A 20162-nucleotide genomic window follows, 5' to 3' on the forward strand; every position below is an offset into this window, starting at 1 on the left:
GACCTTGCCGGGCTATGGGCGTCGGCCCGCCAGGACCAGCGCACCATGTTCACCCTGCCCGACGAACCAGACTGGAACGATAACCTCGACCTCGACCTCGACACATGGATGCCAGCACAACCCGATAACCACTGGATCTTCTAAAGAATGGAGGAGGGCTGTCGCGTGGAATGCGGTCCGGCCAGCGGTGGGCGATCCTGATCGGGACATAGCCCGGCCATCTAGGCTGGGGCACCACAAGACAACGCTCCGCGTTCGGTCATGATCGGTCCAACTGTCATCTGGAGCGCGTATTGATCCCCTCCTCTGGACAATCGAGCTCTGGACGCTGTGACAAGAGGGTGAGGATTACATCAAGTCCAACCAGTGGCGGGGTACGCTGCGACTTGACAGATCAAAAGCCCCGAGATCGCCTCAGTTTCTGAAGTCGTGCGCGGTGAAGGATGTCGATAGATGCGGCTGACGGTGGGCGATCCTTTTCCATCGCTGCGTCTACCCGGCGTCAGAAACCCCAACTACGTCGTCGATTCTGCGGCGGGTCGCTTTCTTTTGCTGGGTCTTTTCAGCGATCTTGACGACGACCAACTTCGCGTAGCGATTGGCCAAGCCAGCCGCTATCGAACCGTATTCGACGATGAGCACCTTTGCTTCTTCGGCCTGTTACCGGATCGCGCCCCTTGGCGTGGCCGGGTTGAGGATCAGCTGCCGGGAATACGCTGGCTGTTCGATACCCGCAAAGATGGGAACCCCTTACAGGCGGGTCCCGAGCAGCGATGGGTACTGCTAGATCCGAGCCTGCGCGTTCTGGCAGTCGTGGGCGAGACAGACGCACCACGCCTGCTTGACGGTCTCCAACGCCTGCCTGATCCTGATCGCCATGGCGGCTCCCTGTCCCATGCCCCGGTGCTGCTCGTCCCGCGTCTGTTTGAGCCCAATTTCTGCCAGACTCTCATTGATCATTACGATGCGAGGGGTGGTCGTCCCTCGGGCTTCATGCGGGAAATCGATGGTGTGACGCGCCTGGTGCACGACACCAGTCATAAGCGGCGGTCCGACGTGTTGCTGCAGAACGAAGCCTTGATCCAGGCTGTGCGGGCCCGCATCGCCCACCGGCTTGCGCCTGAGATAACCAAGGCGTTTCAGTTCACCGCGACCCGGATAGAGCGTTATCTGGTGTCACGCTACGATGCAGCGACAGGGGGCTATTTCCGCCCTCACAGGGACAATACGACCCGGGGAACAGCCCACAGACGGTTCGCTGTATCCATAAATCTCAACGAGGACTTCGACGGGGGAGACCTTAAGTTTCCCGAGTTCGGTCGGACTACGTTCCGTCCCCCTGTCGGCGGCGCGGTGGTGTTTTCTTGCTCCCTTCTACACGAAGTGGCCCCGGTGACGCGGGGGCAGCGCTACGCGTTCTTGCCGTTCCTGTACGACGAGGCAGGGGCTGCAACCCGGACGGCCAACCTGCAATTCCTCGCAAATCCCGGTGACTTGGCTCCTTGAGACTGTTCCAGGGGGCACAGATGTGGAGCGAGTTGGACGCCATCAATCAGATTTGACACGATCTCCACGCCATTGACGTTGACCTGCCCCCTTTGGTCCCTCGTTCATAATGGAAGCCCGCAGGCTTGTGGTCCTCACCCCGATCTTGGACCGCCAGTGATGAGAATCTGGCCGGTTCTGACCTTGACCCCGATGTTGGACCGGGCTGCGCCGGAACGTCTCGGTAGTTAGGCGCCGGGCGGGCCATGTGGCCCGGCACCGTTCATGAGCTCGATCGGGCACTTATCGCCGATCGAGCTGTGGGGTCGTTCCTCGTTGTAATCTCTACGCTAAGTGTCACATTTTCGGCGGGCGTCGTCGAGGGACAGGAACCAGGCGGTGTTCAGGCATTCAGCCCTGACCTTGCCGTTGAAGGACTTGGCGAAGGCATTGTCAGTGGGCTTGCCCGGCCGGCTGAAGTCCAAGGTGACGCCGTGCTGGAAGGCCCATAGATCCAGGTCGCGCGACACGAACTCAGGCCCATTGTCGACCCGGATAGTGCGGGGATAGCCGGTGACGGCTGCCGCCCGATCCAGCGTCCCGACGACGTCGGAACCGCGATAGGTCGCCCGCACGTCGATCGCCGGACAGAGCCGGGTCGCCGCATCGACGATGGTCAGAATCCGCAGCTTGCGGCCATCGAAGGTCATGGTCAGCCATGACCCGAAGGGCGGCGCGTAGCAGCCAATTCCATGGCCCGCACCTCGTTGGGAGCAGAAGGCGGCGCGCGATCATCGCGCAGCGCTGCTTTCACCCGCCGGCGCGGAACTTTCCTCCGTAATTGAAGACCTTCGTCTCGATAGAGCCGGTAGGTCCGCTTGTGGTTGACGTCCCAACCCTCGCGACGGAGCAGGACGTGGACGCGCCGATAGCCGTACCGGACGCGCGTCTCGGCGATCTCTCGGATCCGTTTCCTAAGGGGGGGCCTGATCGGGGCTGCGGGCCTGGTGGTGGTAGGTCGAGGTGTCGATCCGGAACACGCTGCATGCACGCCGGATCGACACCCGCCAGGTCGCCCGAACCGCGTCGACAAGCTGACGCTTTCGATCAGGGTGAGCGGCTGCGCGCCACCGGTCCGAGCGCCGCTGCGAACGAGCTTTCGCTTGATGACGTCCTGCAGCATCTCCTTGTCCAGAGACAGATCTGCGACCAGCTTCCTCAGCCGCCCGTTCTCCTCCTCCAGCTGCTTCAAACGCTTCATCTCCGACGGCATCAGACCGCCGTACGTCGACCGCTACCGGTAGTGGGTCTGGACCGATATCCCGGCCTTGCGATAGACCTCCTCAACCGTCGTGCCTTCCTCCGCCTGTCTTAGAATGAAGGCGATCTGCTGCTCACTGAACCTCGACTTGCGCATCTGTTCCTCCCGGTCGCGCAACAAAGCGCGAAACCGGGAAAATTCTCAAAACGAACGATCCAGTTTTCGGGGTGAGGACCACTGTCAGACGGCTTGGCGCCAATAGGCCAAGACTTCGAGGATCGTCTCTTCGAAGGTACGCTTCGGTGACCATCCTGTGGCCGCTCTCAAGGCCGCAGCCGAACCTGCCGCGACCTTTATCGCCGAGGGGCGCATCCTGGCTGGATCGACCTTTGCCGTCAGGGGGCGGCGTGCTGCCGCGAGGAGCACGTTCAATACATCTTCGACCGGCCTAGCTACCTCCGTGCAGACGTTGAAGGTGCTGAGCTGGGGGAGTGTCGAAGCCGCAGCCACAACTGCGACCATAGCTGCCGCAGCGTCCGCCACATGGCCAAAATCGCGCTGGGCCGAAAGGTCTCCCACTTCGATCACGTCTCTCTCAAGTTTCTCCGCCCGGGCAATCTGGGCGGCGAAGGAGGGAACAACAAACCGTTCGTCTTGGCCACGGCCTGTGTGGTTGAACAGGCGCAGGAGCACCACGCGGGCCGTTGAAGGAAGGATGTCGGTCAAGGCCAGCTCCGCTGCAACCTTGGAGCGGGCGTAGGGGTTGGAGGGCTTCAAGCAGGCGGTTTCGTCAAGCGGCTTCCCGGTCAGGAAGCTTTCCCCATAGCATTCCGCACTGCCGGCGTGCACGACAAGCGCCTCTGGGGACAGGTCAGAAATCACCCTGGCGAGCGTTATCGCGCCAAGCGCGTTGGCCCGCCACACCACGTCGGGCGCGCGGATCGCCCCGGCGACACTGGATTCCGCTGCCAAGTGAAGCACAGTGTCGAACTCGAAGCCATCCAGAGCGGCCGTTAGATTTCTCTGGTCGGCAAGGTCGACCCTGCGAAGGGACTTCGATGACGGTCCACCCAGAGAAAGGACGGGTCGGCCTGGGAAGGCCGCCGCCAGTTGCGGCAGCAAGTGGCTGCCGATGAAACCGGAAGCGCCGGTCACGACGATTCCGCTTCGGTTTCCCATGGTTAGGCGTTTGCCCGACGGCGCCGGACTAGATCAGCCTCGACCATCTCCGCGATCATGTCCTCGAAGGTGGTGGTGGCGATCCATCCGAGCTTGGCTTGCGCCTTGGACGCGTCGCCCAGAAGCACGTCGACTTCTGCAGGCCTTAGGAAACGCTCATCTAGTCGCACATAATCTTCGTAGTTCAAATCAACTACAGCGAACGCCACACGACACAACTCTCGAACAGAAACGGTGCGTCCGGTGGCGACGACGTAGTCATCGGCTTGGTCCTGTTGCAGCATGGCCCACATGGCCGCCACATAGTCGCGGGCGTGACCCCAGTCGCGAGTAGCGTCGAGATTGCCCATCGGCAACTCGCTGGCTTGACCAAGCTTTATGCGCGCGACGGCGTCAGTAACCTTTCGCGTGACGAACTCCAAGCCTCGCAGGGGCGATTCGTGATTAAAGAGGATGCCACTCGAGGCGTGAATGCCGAAACTCTCACGATAGTTCACAGTGAGCCAGTGCCCGTACAACTTTGCAACGGCATATGGGCTGCGCGGATAGAAGGGCGTGGTCTCATTCTGTCTGGGTTCTTGTATCAGGCCGTACATCTCAGACGACGAGGCCTGATAAAATCTTGCTTCGGGCATCTCCAGACGAACGGCTTCCAGGATGTTGCCGACGCCCTTTGCTGTCACTTCAGCCGTAAGGAGGGGCTGATGCCACGACGCTTTAACGAACGACTGAGCGCCAAGATTGTACACTTCATCCGGGCGCACTTCGCGTATCACGCGAATGAGGCTCGCTAGGTCGACGAGGTTACCATCGTGGAAGCGCAGCTCATCATGCACATCCAGCCATCGCAGGCGATGATTGTCGACCTCGGAGTGGCTGCTGCGGCGAACGAGGCCGTGAACCTCATAGCCCTTCTCGAGCAGCAGCTTTGAGAGATAGGCACCATCCTGGCCCGTCACCCCTGTTATAAGCGCCCTGCGTGCCATCTGTACCCTCTTCCACGTAATGGCGGGGGCTTAACACCGGCTGCTAGACTTTGCCAATGGTCGCTCGCGGCTCGCCAAGAAAGGTTAAGTTGCCTTGACAACCGGTTGGGCGGGGCCATCGTGCGCGGGGGATCAAGCCCAAGCTCTAGAGGCGAGTATGAAGCGGCCATCAGACCACTCTGCCGGTGAGACCTTAAATGGTGTTTTAGAGTCGCTAAGGCAGGAACGAGACGCCTACAGCCAGGAGCTCTTCGAGAGCGAACGTACAGTCGCCTGGTTGGCTCAGGAGCGTCAAGGCTTGCTTGAGCAGGTTGCCTATCTCGAGTCTCTACCCCGAAGCGGAGAGCCACCGACCTCTACCCAGGCGAAACTTGCAAATGCAGAGGAAAACGTTCGGCTCAGTGCTGTCTACATTTCGGAGCTGGAGGCTTGGATCACCCGTTTGGAAACTGAACTCTCGGACCTGCGACGCGACTCCGAGCGAGTGCGCGCTACGGCTGGTCAGGGGTAGAGGTCATGGTTCAACAAACCAATCTGAATGCTGAAGTTTGCGTCATTGGCCGATGCAGCTTCGACACCGGCATCGGGACGCTGACCTACGCATTCTGCGAGGCATTGGCACGGCATATGCCGGTATGCCTGATCCCGACCGACGGTCCCGCCAGTGTGGGGGAAGAAATCTTGCTCCCCAACGGCCGGAAGATCCCTCTGTGGGCAGGGCAACCGATCAAGGTATCCCTGTATGTAGATGTTCTGTGGAACGGGGCCTACGACCAGAAAGTCCTTCTCACCCCGTCGGAAGGGCTGAGACTGGCGGTGCTTGTGTTTGACTCGGACCTGCTGCCACCCGAATGGGTCCGCATTCTGAATGAGCGATTTGACGGCGCGCTCTGTACGAGCCCGCATCTGGTGGAAATCGCTCGCAACAGCGGCGTCGACGTCCCCTTGGCGGTTCTGCCTCCCCCTCTGGACCTGGAACCGCTGCTCCGGCGCCCCTTCAAGCGTCCCGGCCGCTCGATCGTGGTCGGTTCGATCGCCGCCTTCCATCCGAGAAAGGGCACCCAGACTCTCATCGAGGCCTTCGCCGCGGTCTCTGCGAGGAACCCCGGCCGCATGGAGCTGCGACTGCATTCGAACCTGGCCTTCGGTGCGGTCATAGACGAGCTCCGCGCCGACATGTCTCGGCTGGGGTTGGCGAATGTGACCTTGTCTACGGAGAGTCTGTCTCCCGAGGAGAAAGCGCGACTATGTGACAGCTTCGACGTGTTCGCCAACTTTTCCAAGGGTGAAGGCTACTCCATCGGCGCGCGTGAAGCGCTGGCCCTTGGCAAGGTTCTCGCCCTGTCAGCGGTGGGGGGGCATTCCGACCTGGCGGACTGTCCCGGTGTGTTCCTAGCGGAAGCGACGCAACGGCGGCCGGCGCGTTACATCGAAATCGACAACCGCATCTTCGGAGAGCAGCGAGAAGTCCAACTCGGCGAGGCGGTCGCGACGCTTCAGGCTGCCGTCGATTACGCGGCCGGAGATGAGGCCCCCACGACCGTTCATGATCGGCGTCGCCTTGCCGCACGTCATGCGTTCTCCAAAGCCTCCCTGTCGGTCGCCACCCTGATCGATCCCGGGCTCGTCGCGGCGCGTCATGATCCGCCCAAACCGCCTCATTTTTCGTGCCCACCTGCGTTCACCAGGATCGCTGCAGAGAGGCTTCAATCTACAGGCGGACTGACTCACGTCCGCAAGCGAGTCGTGCCGGTCCACGACGGTGGCTTTTTCTCCTTATTCAACACCTTTTTCAGTCATCTTGTTTGGGACCTGCGGGATCCACGTTGTCAATGGGTGCTGCCGGATTGGGACGTCCGCCGCTTCATGGAACGATCTAGGGAAAATCCGCCTCTGAGCTTCTGCTACGGTCGCCCGAACGACGGAAATGTTTGGACCGCGTTTTTTGAACCGCTGTTTGGCCTTTCGGAAGAGGACATGAACAATGAGACTGTCCTTTATGAACATGCATCCCTGCCAGACTTTGCCTTTAATGAGTCACGCGAGCCGCTTCTGACCTATAAGCACGCCTATCGACTATACAATACGCCTTGGTTCTATAATTTTCGACGACAATACAACAAGGTATACAGAGACCACATCTACATAAAGTCAGATCTGAATAAAGAAATAGTGTCATTTTCACGTGCAGAGACTGACGGTTACCACGTGCTGGGCGCTCATGTTCGTCATCCAAGTCATGCGGTTGAGCAACCGTCAGCGGCAATCGCTCATACTGAAGCTTATATAGATGCACTTAAGCGTCAGATATCCGAAAAAGGTCTCGGCAAACGTGGAGCGCGCCAGTGGCGAATATTTTTGGCAACAGATCAGCAGAGCGTCGTAGAACGGTTTTCAGAGGAGTTTGGCGATCATCTTTGCTATTTTAGCAATGTAGATCGGACTGACCCGCATGATGATGCCCGTTACCTCGCATCCTCAAGGCTTCAATCACCTCAAATGGGGCATCAGATTCAGCATTTAAAGGCTTCTTCCCCAGCGACTTGGTCCTCAGAACTGGGCAAGCAGATCATCCGAGATGCCGTCTTGCTGTCGCGGTGCGCTTCGGTTTTGCATGTCGTGAGTAACGTCAGTACCGCCGTTTCGTTCATGAACCCGGACTGCGAGCTGGTCTTTTGCCATCCGAGTCATGGGACTGTCACATCCAGGCGATAGGCGAGCTGGCCGGTGCGGTGTTGACAGCCAGCAATCAATGAAGAATACCCAACCGGGGATTAGTTAAAGGTTTTCTATCAGAAAGCCGGTCAGCAGCGTCTGTCCGGGCGTCTCTGCGCATCTCAGGGCCCAAGAATGAAGAACGCCAGATCGCCTGCGGAAACAGATCGCACGACAAGCGCCCGGTCGCTTACGGAAGTCCTGAGGGCCCAATCGGGTTCGCTCCTTCGTCCGATGTTGGTGACAATCGTCGGCAAGGGCAACTCTCATACCGGCATGGGGCGGTTGACCCACAGCTGGCTGCAAGCGCTATCCGACTATCCGTCTCTCACAGTCCGGTTCGTGAATACCCGACCTGAGGAGGGTGACGACGTTGATTACGCCTGGGTCGAGAAAATAAGCGTTGCCGAGGGCCACGCCCATCCCGGTGATGTCTCAATATTCACGGATGTTCTTTGGAACGGGCACGGTGACCGAAACTACGAAAAGTGCCCGGTATCCCGGATAAAATACTGCTACTCTGTCTTTGACTCGACAAGAATTCCTAAAGAATGGGTTGATATCTTGAATGTCCACTTTGATGGCGTTCTTGTCACGGCAGATTTTCTGCGCGACGTTTTCAAGAGTTCTGGCGTTTGCAAGCCGTTATTTCACCTCCCACTTGCGCTTGATCTTGATAGGTTCCTGAATCTTGGGCCGAAGAAGCGAGGCAGTCCCTACGTATTCGGTGCAGTTGGGGCCTACGACTTTCGAAAGAACGTAGATCTGATCACAGAGACGTTCGAGAAGGCGTTTGGGCTGGACAACCCGGACGTCGCCCTTCGTCTAAAGCTTAGCTACAGCCTTCTCGGCGAAGAGGAGGCCGCCAAGTTTGCCGCCAGCTGGCGTGGAACGAACATCCAGGTGGTCCGAGGCAATGTTAACGAAGATGACTATCTCACCTTCGTCCGCGACATCGACTGCGTGATCAACATTTCGCGTGGCGAAGGATATTCGATCCCTGCACGCGAGGCTGTTGCGATGGGAACGCCGCTAATCTTATCGGATCATTTCGCGCACGAGGATTTCAGCGATCTCGACTCGGTGGCCTTCGTGAAGGCCGAAGTACCCGTCCCGGCTCTGTATCCCCAGATCAACGAGCGCTTCATCGGGCTGCAATACATGCCGCACCCTCAGGACGTGGTGGCTGCATTCCGACGTGTTTACGAACAGCGCGATGCCTATGCGGCGCGCGCCTTGGCCAACCGGGACAAAGCGCGCCGATGGACTGTGGCGGATCTGAGAGAACGCTACTTTTCGCTCGTGTCGCCCGCGACCGTCAGCCTGCGCGGAGGCCCGGAAACGATCACTCCCTCCGGTATCTCGACGTCGCATGAGTTCTTCTATCGTAGGGCTCATCAGTTTTACGGTGACAGGGTGGCGCGATCTGCTCGTAACGTAGAGCTTTTTAGACAGCGTCCGGCCAAGACGGTTGTCATTGGCAACGATGGGGGCTTTTTCTCCCTCTTCAATCGGTATGCGTCATATCTGGTCTGGGAGAAGGACGACGATCCGGATCGCGTTGTGCTCCCGGACTGGCGGGCGGACTCGATTGGTGACTTCTTTGGGTCGGACAAGTTTACGAGCTTCTGCTACGCCTCGCGGACCGAGGGCAACGGCTGGCTCAAACTATTCAAGCCGTCGCCGGATGTGGATGATCCGTCTATCTACGATGACGTCGATCGGCTCTACGATGGAGCCGTCATCGCCGATGGCTTCAACGAGTACCGCGAACCTTGGCTGACATACACGAACGCTTACAACCTGTATCAGATGCCTGAGTTCAAGCGGTGGCGCAGGTGGTATAACGGCATCGTATCCCAGCACATCATACCGCTTGATAATATTCAGAAGCGTATCGACCGTAACCTGGCGGCTTTGGGCGACGGCGAACGATTGGCGGTTCACATCCGTCACCCCAGCCATGCTATCGAGCAACCGGGCGCACGCCTATCGCACACGGAGGTCTATGTTCGGGCGATCAACGCCTATATCGCCGAACGCAAGCTGAAGAACCCGCGCATCTTCCTTGCGACCGATCAGGAGTCGACGATCGAGGACATGAAGCGTCACTTCGGCTCGAACCTCTATTTCGATACGGATGTGAAAAGAACCTCGATCGATCATGACCAGTCATTCGAGGCTCTGGACGAATCCGAGCGAATGCGTGAGGGGCATCAAATCCAGCATCTGACGGCAGCGGACTCCCGCAACTGGTCGTCATCCATGGCGGCCGAGGTCATCGCTGACTGCTACAGCCTTGCAGGGTGTGAGGCGCTGTTTCACATCGTCAGCAATATCTCGACCGCCGCTAGCTACCTGAACCCTGACTTGGAGATGGTTTTCGTGGGACATCGTCATGGCTGACCGGCAAGCCGTCCCCGCTCGAGGCAGGACGTTATCCGCCGCCAAGGCAGATCCACGGATCGCTGCCGGCCAAGAGAAATCCAAATCACGCCCCCTCGACCCGACGCGAGACGTCCTGTCGGATCAGACCGACAAACTGACAGCGCGACTGGAAGCCGCCCGGCGTGAACGCGACGACCTCAAGGTCAAGCTCGCCGACATGATCAAGTTATCGACCAAGGAATTCCAGAAGATCGCCGACCACACCGAGCGCCTTCAGGGTCTCCGCTTCGAGCGCCCCGGCGAGATGGAGCTGCGTAGGTCAGAGGAAGCGCTCGCTGAAGTCGGTCGTCAGCTGGATGCGGCCCGGATGGATCTGGCAGCCGAACAGTCCCGATCTTCGGAGCTTCACCAGCAACTGGCCAACGCCCATTCCGAACGGGACAGCCTCCTGGCGAGGATCTCGGAACTGGAGTCGAACGGAGCGCTTCAGCAGCGGATCGATCAGCTCGAAGCGGAACTTGACGAGCGGCGAGCGCGAATTCAGTCAATCTATGCCTCAGGATCGTGGCGTCACACACGGATATTCCGTCGCCTGGCAGCGCGGTTCCGCTCCAAGGACGCCTGAGCCAGAATGCACCTTGTGCGCGCGCCCATGATCCTGTTTCCGTTTTACCTACGATAACCCAAGGAGGCTCCGATGCGAGCGCTAGTCACCGGCGGAGCCGGTTTTGTCGGCCGCCACCTCTGCCACGCGCTGCTTGAGCAGGGCTGGGATGTCGTATGCGTCGATCCGATCGTCCCCCGTACCGGCGGCCTGCGTCCGGAGCACTGGCCGCTTTACGACCCGACGACCTACAAGGGCTTCACCTGGGTCGAACAAGACTGCCGAGAGTACTTCCGAAAGGATGAGACATTCGATTACGCCTTCCACCTCGCCGCGATGGTGGGAGGCCGGCTGATGATCGAATACGACCCGCTCGCCGTCGCCGAGGATCTGGCGATCGACGCCGACTTTTTCCGCTGGGCTCTGCGGACGCGGCCGAAGAAAAACGTCTTCTTCTCCTCCTCTGCCGCCTACCCGATCTCCCTGCAAACGTTCGAGAACTCGCATATCCTGACCGAGGACATGATCGATTTCGACACGAAGTTGGGCATGCCCGATCTGTCCTACGGTTGGGCGAAGCTGACCGGGGAGTATCTGGCACGGCTGGCGCACAAGAACTATGACATGGACATGGTGTGCTACCGGCCCTTCTCTGGTTACGGAGAGGATCAGGATCTGACCTACCCTTTCCCCAGCGTCTGCCGCAGGGCCCTGGAGTTCAAGGGGCAGGACGTATTGACCGTATGGGGCAGCGGTGACCAGTCGCGCGATTTCATCCACATCACCGACGCTATCCGCTTCGTGATGGAATCGATGAACAAGGTCAGCAATGGCGAGGCGATCAACCTGTCCACCGGCCGAAAGACAACCTTCAAGGAATTCGCCAGAATCGCCGCCAACGTCGTCGGCTATGATCCGACTATTATCGGTACGTCGGACAAGCCAGAGGGCGTGTTTGCGCGCGTCGGCGACACGGCCTTGCAAGAAAAACTCGGCCTGACGCCAACCATCACGTTCGAAGAAGGCGTCCGTCGCGGGGTTGAGTACCAAGGGAGATTGCTTGGGCAGTCACTATGAGAGCCACTGAGATACCAAAGTACGAAGAGCGCCAGATTGTCGCCTTCCTGAACACGATCGCCCACAAAATAAGCCCCGCCATCGTCGATGTCGGGGGGAATGTGGCGGCGGAAGTTTCGCAATCCTTCATCGAGCGCGGATGGCGTACGCTAATCGTGGAGCCACAGCCGGCTTGCGTGCGGGCTCTAAGGGAGCGTTACTCAAGGTTCGACAACTGCACCATCGTACAGCAAGGCTGCTCGGACAAGCCTGGCGAACTCAAACTGTATCGTGGTATAGACGGTCCGAAGTCCGAGGTGGCCACGTTCAGCGAACGCTCCGACCCATGGATGGACGTTGTTCGCTTGGAGGATTTCGATCTTGTGAAGGTCGACACCCTCTCAACAACCTTAGAGATGCAAGAGTTCCCCCGGAAAATTGGCATACTGAAAGTCGATACGGAGAGCTGGGATTATAACGTCCTGCTTGGAATGGACTTTGGGAAATATGAAGTCGATGTCGTCGTAACCGAAGAATACTACTGGGACATAGAATCGACGCTATCCAAACACCAGCTACTGGAAGCTGAAGACTTCGTATGCGTAGGCTTCCTTGGGTATAACTCGGTCTGGATTAACCGGAGAGTTGGAGCCAGAGTCAGCCAAGTCATGCTTCGCGGGTGGTTGATGGATATCGGTCGTTATCCCGAAGATATACTGGGAAGTGGAGGTTTCACCTCTATCCAGCCCGAACTGGAAAAGGATCGCTCTGTCTCAGGGTTTGTGCCCCTTCGAGACATAACGATTGTGGCGGATGGAATGGAAGCGATGACTGCCGGTTCCATAGAGACTCTGCCCGTCGCCATCTGCAACTTTACCTCTGCCCCTCTTGGTAGCGCTGCTGTAGAGCTCGTTGTGTCCTACCACTGGCTGAACAACGAGGCCTCGTCGCACGAATGGGACGGCCTGCGGACGGCAGTTCCGGAGGTTATCCCACCAAACGGTTGCCTACGATTTGCGATCCAGGTGAGAGCACCGAGTGAACCCGGCCGATATCTTCTGAAGGTCGACCTGCTCGACGAGGGGATCGGTTGGTATGCCGAGCGAGGGGCATCCACGTCGCAGCAGACCGTTACAGTCGTCGGTTCAGCATGATCTTGATTGGGTCCAGCTGACCTTTAGGTCGTGATGGCAACCTGCCAACCTCGACGCACCGACATCGGGCTCCTGACGTCAGACCGATGCGGTAGCTCTCTTCGGTACACCCAGAAAGATGCACCGTGCAAAGGCATCTGGCCGAGAAATTGCCAAATCGCATAGTCTAGACGAGCTGCCGAAGAGAGCGGACACGCTTGGCGGAGTATTCGTGCGAATCGATGAGTAGCCGATAGGCTTCTTCGACTGAGAACGCCCGCTGCGGATCCTCCAAGAAGAATGTGACACCAGCCGGATCGGCGTCCCGGTCGAGTACTGCACGGTAAACTGCAGCGAGGCGTTCGAGATTCAGTTCCATTGCCCCCTCTCCCTCAGGCAGGCGCGCCATGTACCGCTGCAAGTCCGTGGACGCGCCCAAGCCAGCGGCTTTATGCAGATTGGCCAACTGCCCGCGAACCCAGTCACGATCCGGATGGGCGGGATTGGTCAACGGATCGCCCAAGGTCCAGAAATCAATGTAGTCGTCGAAGGGGTTCGCAGGTCCGTAGAATCGGCTCTGCAGGGCCTGTGATTCTTGGCGGAGATAGTATCGGTTCAAGCCGTCATAGAAGACGAAATCATATGCGGCAGCCAACAGCATTGGCTCCCACTCGCCGTGCGTCTCCGTCCGCGACATAGGCGCGTGCGCTTCCACGACGATGATCCAGGGCCGGTGACGACTGAGGTCTAGTCCCTGCAGAACCGCAGCTTCAGAACCCTCGACGTCAATCTTGAGGAAGTGCACTTCGTGTAGAGCGACACTGTCGAGAACGTCATTCAAAGTGACCGACTGCACCGAAATCTCGTCGACTTGGCAGCCGACGCTCGCGGCACGAGCGGCATTGACCGGATCGGACGTCGAGAGCTCAAGATTGCCTCGTGTGCGGTAAAGCGTGATCTCGCTCTGCTTGCTGCCAGCGGCCGCGCAGAGATTCACATCATGCGGGCGGTGCGCAAGCAGGTGCTGGTACTGTTCCGGCAGAGGTTCTATGTTTACCCCCCGCCAGCCGCGCTCATAGAAAAGCAGAGTTACTGAGTGCAATGCGGGATCGCCGGCACCAACATCAACGTAGTGTCCGATGCCAACATCCTTCAGCGCGCGAAAGAGGATTACGTCCTCATGAGCTTGCGAGTAGGAATATATCGGCATGGTCTAGGTAGCCTAAATTATCGGAGTTCCGGCTCCGGCATGTATAGCGAAAGACTGTCCCGTTCGTCCCACCGCCGCGTTTGGGTGAAGCGGTCCAAAAGGTCAGGCGACCTGTAGGTCTCCTCGGCCTCCTGGCAGACAGAAGTCCTAGGACGGCAAGGCGGGCCGCATCCATAGCTGGGTTCCATCTCGCAAGAGATGGAGTACGGCCGGGTTTGCATCGTCCTGTCGGACTGCGCACGGATGATTAACCCGGTTACGCCAGCCCGCCGCAGAAAACAGCCTCCACAGCTTGAAATCTGCCTCTTGGCTATGGGTTGAAATCAGCACGGTAGAGAGGGGACAATCGCGTAGATCGACTGTGTCAAACAAGTCTTCTTCGCCTCCACCGATGTTGATGACCGCGAGGTCTTGGTGATCGCGATCGCTCAAAAGTTCAGCCATGGTCAGCGCCTTTACCTCTTCACACCCGACGTCTGGCATCGTGTTGTAAAGGGGCCTGGCCCTGGACCCGAAATCGAAAGAGGAATGAGCGATGATCTCGATCTGAGCCTGAACGGAGTAGGGCATCACAGCCATGCGAACGATCTCTGCCTGACCTCCGACAAAGCCATTGTCGGCCAGATGCAGGGCGGCGTTGTCCGCCAACTGAGGGACTGGCTCGACCACGGTCAAGACGGTTTCGTGGACGCCCAGATTGCGCGCAGCGACGCCCGCCGCGGCGGCCCACGGACCCCAACTAGCGCCGATTTCGATCACTCTGAACACCCTGTCGGCGCGGGCCGTATTCTCGACCGCAACCAGCAAGCCGACCCACTCCGCCACCGTACCAATCATGTCGGCGACGAAGGGTGGTGGCTGTTGCTCGCCTAGGAACGACCCGGACCAAGCCACCAGATCTGTACGAGTATAGCACCCGATGAAGTCTCTCACGAACCCTGGGCGCGGCTCCACAGATCGACCCGAGCGCAGAAGAATCGACGCGTCCAGACCGACCGGTAAATCTTTTCCGAGACGCTGCTGATACTCGTCAGTCAGCAAAAAACTGGCAAGCAAGTCGATCGGTTTTTCCGACTGTCGTGCTCTCGAGATGAGCTGCATCGGCGTCTCGACATCGCGACCTAAAAGCAACTGATAGCAGCGCCTCACATCCTCAGGGGTGGACCGTCGGGACACGTCTTGCCTTTCGTTCGCTTCAGGGGCTGTCAATCGACCTGAGTTCGGGTCTGGTTTCAAGTGCCGCCTGGCTGTCAGCTGGCGTGAAGTGATGTCTGGTGGCGCGATCTGACGCCTGACGCTGGTTTTCTCGGCCCGCGATGTAAAGCGCCTACGAACCAGAGATGCAGGAGCGGGGGCTGTTGAATTCGTCGTGCCCGTCCGTCTGAAGCTGGCTCAGGCAAGTGACGTGACACGCCTCGATGTAAAATTTGCCCTGAAAAAGAGGTCTTTCTGTCCACACGACCAGTTGCGCGGCTCCTGAGTCCTGCCAGGTATGATCTAGCTCCAGACGGTATCTGCCTGGACTAGTCAGGGTCAGGCTCTGCGCGGTCATCTCCGGTGCCGTTCCCCACTCAATTCGCAGGCGAGCCTCTCCTCCTTCAGGATCGATCGTGAAGTCGGTCACGGATCGCCAGACACCAGGTGTCAGATAGTAATATGGCCCATGTACTACCGCCCGACTGCGTCCGGTGAGGTCGACATGCGGGTCGCCGCCGTCGAGTTGGTCCTTAGACGGATAGGCGAACAGCCCGCCGCTCCAGACTGCTGCGGCACCGACAGATGGAGGAATCGTTCTATACATATCGAGCGGTGAAGGTGAGCAAACACCTGCTGTCATTGTGGGCGGCTCGGCATGGACCTTACCGATCAGAGGCAAGTCAACTATGGAGTTCGTGGGCCCGAAGACTAGGGCACCCCTCGCCTGGAGATGGGCCGCAACCACCAGACGACGGGAGTGTTCGAAGATAAGGCTACGCTCGACCATAGATGGTCGTGCGCTAGAAGCAACCGGGAGCGCGGCGTCCGAAAAGCATGCTGTGTCGCTAGGAGCTATCAACATCGTCCAGTTGATGTCGTCCGTCAGGATTACCGTGTTACTTGCCGGCTCATAGTGAGCACCGGCGGGATGCTCGATAACTGCGGCCCCGGCACTGGCCGCGGCTTGAGCGATCCGGCCCCGCCATCGACCCTGTGCGACGCTGTCTACAAACAGAATAAGAAGTGTAGAAAACTTACTCATACTGCGCGAAGCCATGTATAGATATCTATAGCTTCTTCTATGTCTTCGAAGAGTTTGATTTTTCCACTCTCGAAAACTAATGCCTTGTCGCAGGTCTGCCTGATGATAGACATATCATGTGACGCCATGACATAAGCGCGCCCCGCCCGTTTCTGGAAAAGCTCGTCGTTACACTTTTGATGGAACCGTGCGTCTCCGACGGACACGAGCTCGTCGATCAAGTAGCAGTCGAACTCGATCGCTAGCGACAGGCCGAAAGCCAATCGGGCGCGCATGCCGGAAGAATAGATCTTGACCGGCTCCCGCAGAGAGCGACCCAGCTCGGCGAAATCCTCAACCCGCTCCAGCAGATCACGGTAGTTGCGCCCGTAGATCCGAGAGAGGAAGCGAATGTTGTCGAGACCGGATAGACTGCCCTGGAACCCTCCGCCGAAACCGATCGGCCAGGATGACCGCATGAACCAGTCGATCCGCCCTTCTGTGGGGTCCAACACGCCCCCGAGCATCTTGATCAGCGTCGACTTGCCTTGTCCGTTTCGCCCGAGAATGGCCAGCCGACCGGACTGGCCCATCTCGAAGTTGAGAGCCGTGAACAGCGGCTTCGGAGCCCCGTGGTAGGTTTTGGAAAGGTTGACCAGCCGGAGCCCAACCCCCGGGGGTTGTTCTAGGGCTATTCTTGCCAATGGTCCCTGGCCCCGGCCCAGATAAACCAGCCGATCCCGTAGACGACCAAGCTCGAGATCAGAACTACCAGGACCGAAAGCAGCCGGCTAGGCTCAGTCGGCGCGTCAGGCACATTCGGAGCGACGACACGCTCGAGGTAAAGCTTCTGGCGTCGCGCCTCCTGCTCGGCATTTGTCAGGGCCGCGCTGGCGGCCGCGAGCTCGCGGTCCGCGAGTTCCCGCTCGAGAGTGAGCCGCTCATAGGCTCCAATCTTTGGGGCCAATGAATCAGAGGACCCGGAGATTGCAGCGCGCTCGCGGGCGATCTGAGCCTCGTAGGCCTGGATCCGACTGTCAATGATCGGCAGCTGCGGGCTGTTGGGCGCCTCCTGAGCCAACTGTGCACGTTCTGCCCGCAGTTGGGCGAGCGTTGAAAGGAGCCCACCTAGCAACTGGGAAGACTCCCGGGCGGTAATCTCGGGATCGATGAACCGTTCTCGGTTGCGGAACTCGGTCAGAGCGGCTTGGGCCTCGGCCAGTCGCTCAATGGCTCGCTCGCGCGAAATGAGGGCCTCGGCGACCGCATCTCGAGAAGACCGCTCGTTCAGTCGATTGACCAACTCCTCGCTGCCAGAAAGCAAGGCTAACGCGATGGCTTGGGCCTCGCGCGGACGGAAGGCCTCGACCCGCAGGGTGCTGATCCCGGTCGTCGAATCGTAGCCTACGACGGTGTAACGCTGAAAGGCCTCGTAAAACGCTTCTCCAGAACTGCTCTCCCAGGGCCTCGGATAGCGCGAAAATACATCCGCCCGCTCGGCCCCCAGCCACTCGCGAAGATTGAAACGCCTATTGAGTGCTTCAAAGGCGTCCCGCGACTCCATGTAGGAGTGGACTGCATAGGCGTCTGCCGGTGCCATCGCCAGACCGACGCCCTGCAAAGCCGAGTTCATGGGTGACAGCTGCCCCTGCTCAGCGGACCGAATGATGAAATGTGCCTCGGATACATATCGGGGCGTCGCGATCATCAGGAAGTAGATCGCCGCCATAAGCGTGGGCAGCACGACCACGATCATCGGCGGCCACGAAACCCTCTTCCACCAAGGCAACGCTGGCCGAAGATCGGCGAGGCTTTTGGCGATCGGCCCGAGAAAGCTTAGATTCGGTGGTGTCATTTCAAATCTCAAGGGTTAGCCGTCCCTGGCCGCCTCTATCAATCGATGAGAATCCGGTCTCTTGCGTCTGCGACTGCGACCAATCCGACCAGGATGAGCCCTGCACCCCATGCGAGCGCGTAGATGGGGTCGTAGTATGTCGGGACGAACTCGCCGAATACGCCGCCCCGAACCATCTCTACGGCATGGGGCATCGGGATCAACAGGTAAAGTTCGCGCCAGCGCTCCGGAATCCACCCGGCCATCACAAACGCCCCGGAGAAGGGGATCATGAGGTAGCCCACTACCGAGGTGAGCCGTTCCAGAAACTCGTACCGCAGCGCCAGCCCGGCAAGGGCGAAAGCGATGCCAAAGGAAATCCACCCCATCAGGACCCAACCGCCATACAGCAAAGCCCAGCTATGGGGGGGCTCGACCTCTCCCGCTACAAGCAGCGCGATGTAGACGAGCACGAACGCCACAGTAGCCCCGGCGAACTCGAGAAGGTTTCTGGAGACGAAGATCTGAAACACCGTGATTTGCCGATGGTACAGCAGTCCGGTATTCGCCTGCATGGCTCCTACGCTCATGCCCATCATATGTCGGATCAGCAGCAGACACATGTAGCCGGTCATTACGAAGGGTGCGACGCGAACGCCATGATCATATGTCGGTCTCAGCAATGACCACATTACGATCACCCCGACGCAGAAAAAAAGCGGTTCGAATATCACCCAGAGAAAGCCAAACCCTTCCCGACCATAGCGGGTGACCGCCTCTCTCAGCATGAGAGCGCTGATAATCTTCGACGGGGTAGGCATCAGGTGTTCACCTTTGGTCCCCGACGCCGGACGGACGACGAACCACTTCACGTGCGCCTCCATTACCGATCGTGACGACCGAAGCAAGCGCCTGCGCTGAGAGAAGCAGGGGGAGGGTCTGCTGCGCGAGCCGAACTTGCTGTAGCCTGCTAACCTGGGCTACGACGCCTCGGGTTTTGTGCAGTCACAGTGCTTTATGCTCGAAACCGTCCCTGGAGAGATCATGGATGCGAACTTGACCCAATCGGCCGGCGAGTCAGGTAATCGCAAGACGGCCGGCGAGGTGCTGGGCTGGCTAGATTTAGTCCAAGTGTACGCAGCTGCGGCGACGGCTCCAACACCACCTGCTCCTGGCGAAAATTTGGAGATGTACGCCGTCCGGTACGATTTGTTTAGTAGTGATCGGAAGCTCGACGGGTACGATCAAACCCATGCAGAACGCTACAGGGCTACAGCGAGCCTTTTTGGTTCCTATTTAGAGCGGTCCCCTCTCGTTCTTGAGCTTGGGGCAATATCACGCGTGGGCACGTTCGCCGTAGAGTGCCTCGGTGTTGATTGCCGGCCTCTGGAGCAGGACTTGCGATACCGCTTCGACCTTCCCAGTTGCGCCTTCGACAGTGTTCTGTGTCTAGAAAAGTTGTGCCAAACCAAAGACGTCCCTGAGGTGGAGGATACAGCCGAGCTGGCAACATCGTTTAACTATAGCGGCGTCATGAACATGCTGCGTGAATCGTTTCGAGTGTTGAGGCCGGGCGGAACACTTCTTGTTACCGCACCCAACGCCTCATCTCTTGATGTCATCGCCCGTGTCATGAGAGGTGACACTCCACATCTGTTCGATCCGAATGTGCGGGAGCTAACACCGACGCAAGTCCGCTGTTTTGGTGAGCGGGCAGGATTCCATCTGGAAGCCTTCGGTACGATTTTTGCTTGGCAGACCGCTGACGCCGAGTTGCGGGGCAATGTCCTTCAGTTCATCTCTGACATGGGTTTTGATGCCTCCAACCGTGGCGACGACGCGGTTTATGTCTTCCGGAAGCCAAGCGACTCGAATGCTCGGGGCGTGACCTCAGCCGCGCAATCCGCCGCCTATTGGCGCGCGCAGCATATCGGCGGCATCGTCCCAGACTACGAGGAAATTCTCAGCGAAGGGTTCGAGCGCTTCGTAAGGCCGGGCGATGTTGTGATCGACGTCGGCGTGAACCAAGGCAGACATTTCAAGAAGCTCAAGGAGTTGGTCGGACCGGCGGGCCGCGCAATCGGGTTCGAGCC

General features: G+C 58.8%; 14 protein-coding genes and 1 pseudogene. 7 read left to right on the plus strand and 8 right to left on the minus strand.

The window, feature by feature from the left end:
* The first annotated feature begins 453 nt into the window (after positions 1-453).
* The gene (locus IP78_RS15115) at positions 454-1506 is read left to right on the plus strand and encodes a 2OG-Fe(II) oxygenase (protein WP_082385131.1); all 1053 of its coding nucleotides are present in this window, start codon (positions 454-456) and stop codon (positions 1504-1506) included.
* 227 nt (positions 1507-1733) lie between these two features.
* Here IP78_RS15115 and IP78_RS13770 read toward each other — a convergent pair.
* The 3 genes and pseudogenes from IP78_RS13770 to gmd form a co-directional block, all read right to left on the minus strand.
* Positions 1734-2902: pseudogene (locus IP78_RS13770) on the minus strand (IS3 family transposase).
* An 84-nt stretch (positions 2903-2986) separates the two neighbouring features.
* Positions 2987-3901 (minus strand): GDP-mannose 4,6-dehydratase, encoded by a 915-nt coding sequence (locus tag IP78_RS13775; RefSeq protein WP_197272472.1) that lies wholly within the window; start codon positions 3899-3901, stop codon positions 2987-2989.
* Positions 3902-3927: 26 nt separating this feature from the next.
* A complete protein-coding gene (gene gmd / locus IP78_RS13780) occupies positions 3928-4911 on the minus strand; it encodes a GDP-mannose 4,6-dehydratase (protein ID WP_054112240.1) in 984 nt (327 codons plus the stop codon).
* Positions 4912-5427: 516 nt separating this feature from the next.
* Here gmd and IP78_RS15385 point away from each other — a divergent pair.
* The 5 genes from IP78_RS15385 (at position 5428) to IP78_RS13810 (ending at position 12828) form a co-directional block, all read left to right on the plus strand.
* Complete coding sequence (locus tag IP78_RS15385) at positions 5428-7626, plus strand: glycosyltransferase (protein WP_156320432.1); 2199 nt, start codon at positions 5428-5430, stop codon at positions 7624-7626.
* Between the two features lie 135 nt (positions 7627-7761).
* The gene (locus IP78_RS13795) at positions 7762-10032 is read left to right on the plus strand and encodes a hypothetical protein (RefSeq protein WP_156320433.1); all 2271 of its coding nucleotides are present in this window, start codon (positions 7762-7764) and stop codon (positions 10030-10032) included.
* Positions 10025-10639 carry a hypothetical protein gene (locus IP78_RS13800; protein ID WP_054112244.1) on the plus strand — a complete coding sequence of 205 codons (615 nt, stop codon included), beginning with the start codon at positions 10025-10027 and terminating at the stop codon, positions 10637-10639. The genes IP78_RS13795 and IP78_RS13800 overlap by 8 nt, the downstream gene beginning before the upstream one ends.
* Positions 10640-10711: 72 nt before the next feature.
* On the plus strand, positions 10712-11695 hold the full coding sequence (locus IP78_RS13805) for an NAD(P)-dependent oxidoreductase (RefSeq protein ID WP_054112245.1): 984 nt from the start codon (positions 10712-10714) through the stop codon (positions 11693-11695).
* Positions 11692-12828, plus strand: coding sequence for an FkbM family methyltransferase (locus IP78_RS13810; protein WP_054112246.1), 1137 nt, complete (start codon positions 11692-11694; stop codon positions 12826-12828). Before IP78_RS13805 ends, IP78_RS13810 begins: the two co-directional genes overlap by 4 nt.
* 166 nt (positions 12829-12994) lie before the next feature.
* Here the strand turns inward: IP78_RS13810 and IP78_RS13815 are convergent, their stop codons facing one another.
* The 5 genes from IP78_RS13815 to IP78_RS13835 all read right to left on the minus strand — a co-directional run bounded on the left by IP78_RS13815 (position 12995) and on the right by IP78_RS13835 (position 18941).
* A complete protein-coding gene (locus IP78_RS13815; RefSeq protein ID WP_054112247.1) occupies positions 12995-14017 on the minus strand; it encodes an FkbM family methyltransferase in 1023 nt (340 codons plus the stop codon).
* Positions 14018-14164: 147 nt separating this feature from the next.
* A complete protein-coding gene (locus IP78_RS13820; RefSeq protein ID WP_054112248.1) occupies positions 14165-15118 on the minus strand; it encodes a hypothetical protein in 954 nt (317 codons plus the stop codon).
* Between the two features lie 1134 nt (positions 15119-16252).
* A complete protein-coding gene (locus IP78_RS13825) occupies positions 16253-16939 on the minus strand; it encodes an ABC transporter ATP-binding protein (protein WP_255350756.1) in 687 nt (228 codons plus the stop codon).
* On the minus strand, positions 16927-18102 hold the full coding sequence (locus IP78_RS13830; protein WP_231681019.1) for a chain-length determining protein: 1176 nt from the start codon (positions 18100-18102) through the stop codon (positions 16927-16929). Before IP78_RS13830 ends, IP78_RS13825 begins: the two co-directional genes overlap by 13 nt.
* 26 nt (positions 18103-18128) lie before the next feature.
* On the minus strand, positions 18129-18941 hold the full coding sequence (locus tag IP78_RS13835; protein WP_231681020.1) for an ABC transporter permease: 813 nt from the start codon (positions 18939-18941) through the stop codon (positions 18129-18131).
* A gap of 184 nt (positions 18942-19125) precedes the next feature.
* Between IP78_RS13835 and IP78_RS15390 the strand changes: the two genes are divergently transcribed.
* Positions 19126-20162: hypothetical protein (locus IP78_RS15390; protein WP_197272473.1), on the plus strand; the 1037-nt coding region annotated here is incomplete at its 3' end.

It is taken from the genome of Brevundimonas sp. AAP58, from assembly GCF_001295975.1.
Classification (GTDB): Bacteria; Pseudomonadota; Alphaproteobacteria; order Caulobacterales; family Caulobacteraceae; genus Brevundimonas.